Source organism: Mesorhizobium sp. M6A.T.Ce.TU.002.03.1.1, assembly GCF_003997275.1.
GTDB lineage: Bacteria > Pseudomonadota > Alphaproteobacteria > Rhizobiales > Rhizobiaceae > Mesorhizobium > Mesorhizobium mediterraneum.
Genome location: NZ_RZTI01000261.1, coordinates 1 through 2,424 on the forward strand (window position 1 = coordinate 1; position 2,424 = coordinate 2,424).

Here is a 2,424-nt window from a genome sequence, read left to right on the forward strand (position 1 = left end):
ATCCCCCACGGAACGTTCTCGCCTGTGTTGAAGGCGTATGCCCCGCCATAAGCGCCACCCGCCACGCCCCCTACGCCGGTTCGGGCGGCAATGCCGGTCAAGCCGGTCTCCGCCGCCGCGCCGATGCCTGCCCGGCCTAGCAAACCGATTGCGCCCTTTACCAGGCCATATCCGCTCAAGCCGGCGCCGAAGGCCTCGGCTGCCCAACCGGCCGAGCCGGCCCGGTCCTCGGCGTCCTCGGTCTCGGCCCGCTCATTTTTGAGAAGGTCCTCGTAATTCCCACCCGACAAAGCGGAGTCCAGCTTGGCGGAGATCGCATCCGCACCTCCGGCGGCCGCGCCCTTAGCCGTGAGGCGACCGACATCCGAGAACGCCAAGCCGAATTGCTGTAGCCACGGCATGGTGCTGTACTGAGCCTGCGCCGGATGTTCCCCGATCCACGCCAGCCCATTCTTGAGCACCGCAACCTGGGCTTCCAACAACTCTGACGTGACGTTCGGATCTTGGGCAGCCTTGGCTCGCCATTGGGCTTCCGCCGCCAAGGAAATCTGTTCGGCCATCGCCTTGCGTGCATCCCGGTCACGAACCGCCAGGACAATCGAACTCAACTCGGCAAGACGCGTTTCGAACGGCACGCTTTGGTCGATATATTTCGCGGCCTGTTGGTCAGCTGCGGCCCAGGGCAGCGGCAGCATCCCGTCGAAGCCCATCTCTTGTTGGGCAGCGACGGCCCAGGTTACGGCAGTCTTGTAGTCGTCCGGAGTTGAGACCTTCCTCCAGTCGGGAGCCTTGTCTTGGAATAGTTGGCTGATATAGCCGACGGGGTCGGCGCGTCTGGCACCCAGTACCAATTGCGCGGCGCCGGCCTTTATCTCGTATTGCTCGCGCTCTTCTGGCGAACCGTTTGGGCCGGGTTCAAAATCCCGAAGCTCAGCATGTATTGCTTGGTTCGGCGCCGAGCGCATGTCGAAGACCGCACCGGCAATGCCAGCCGTAATGTTGAATTTCTGGAAATGCCTGATGCCCTCTTCGGCACCGTAAATGTTGACGAAATCCTGCTCGGTCGGCTTCTTCTCGGGATATTTGCCCGTGGTGGCGATGACGGCCGGGGCATTCTGCTCTGCGAGTTGCACCTCGGCGCGGGCATCGACGAGTTGCGCGGCATTCGCCGTGTTGGCCTGATTGCGTAGCGCTTCAACTTCGCCGGGCGCCAGGTAGGTGATGGCGTCGATGGGTGCGGTGCCAGTCCCGTCGCCCTTCAGAGCCACCGCGCTGGAGCTACCGCTCGATGCATTGGCGGCACCGGCGACTTGGGTGATGTCGCTGCCAGAGGAATTCGCTGGCTGCACCACGCCGAACATTTCGAGGGCCCGCGTGGGATCCTTGGCAATCAACGCCTGGAACCGGGCCTTTGCCGTGGTGCTGAACCAGTCTTTCACGATCTGCTGCCTGATCTGCGGGTCGAGCCCCATCTTGTCGATCAGGTTGAGCCCGTCCTGCCGGGCCGCTTCGAATGTGATGGTATCGTCCGGGTCGCTCTGCGCGATGGCGGTAGCGTTGGTTTCCAGCACCGTGCTGAGCTCGGTTTGCTCATAGTCCTGGCGGCGCTGAACCTGTTTCGCCGCGATGCGCGCCGAACCGGCCGCGCGCAGGATTTCCTTCTGCTTGATAAAATTCGCGCGCTGACTCTCGGGTATTTTCGGCAGGATGCCGTCGAACAGCGTGTCAAACAGGCCTGGCTTGACCACCTGGCCAGTGCGTGGATCGACCTGGCCATACATGCTGTCATGCAGGCCGCTGCCGTCTGCCGGCGCGTTCTGGGTCGCGTCATTCTCGGCCTGCGCGATCTGCCCGTCGAACTGCCGGCGGACGATCTCGGCATCGAACGCTTCCTGCTGCTCTTTCTGCTGCCGATACCGCTCGGCGACGGCCGAGAGCTCGTCGCCAAAGCCTTGCATGGCGGCGCCGAGCGGCGAGCCGCCGGGATAGGAAACCACGTTGCCGGTATCGAGCCGGCGCTGGGCGAGCTGGAGGGGAATGGTCGCCATTTATCGCATCCCCGCCCACGGATCGTTGAGTGCCGAACTGCCAAAGATCACGGCCCGGTTCGGCGCCGATGCTGTCGGGGTCGAACCCTCGCTCGGGTCCTGGATTTTGGAGAGGCCATCGACGAGATTGCCGCCGGCCTTGAAGATCGAGGCGGTCACCGCCTGTTTGCCGGAAAAGCGCGAGATGGCGGCCTGCGCGGCCAGATTGTTCTGGCGCAGCTGCGAGCCGTATTGGATCGCCTTGATGTCGAGCTGGCCCTGCCTTGCATTGGCGGCCAGCCCCTCAGTCGGCGAGCCTGCGATGCCGACGCCCGAGGCACCCGCCTGGGCGCGCGCCTGCGACAGCAAGAGGTCCTGCTTGTGACGCTCCTGGCCC

Annotated in this window: 2 protein-coding genes; both read right to left on the minus strand. The window is 64.0% G+C overall.

Annotation, left to right across the window (positions count from 1 at the left end; all coding sequences use genetic code 11):
• The coding region (locus EOC93_RS35235; protein ID WP_245461608.1) for a hypothetical protein at positions 1-1,958 on the minus strand (1,958 nt) is incomplete at its 3' end.
• Positions 1,959-2,048: 90 nt separating this feature from the next.
• Positions 2,049-2,424 (minus strand): hypothetical protein (locus tag EOC93_RS33280; protein WP_127206731.1); only part of this gene is annotated, 376 nt, incomplete at its 5' end.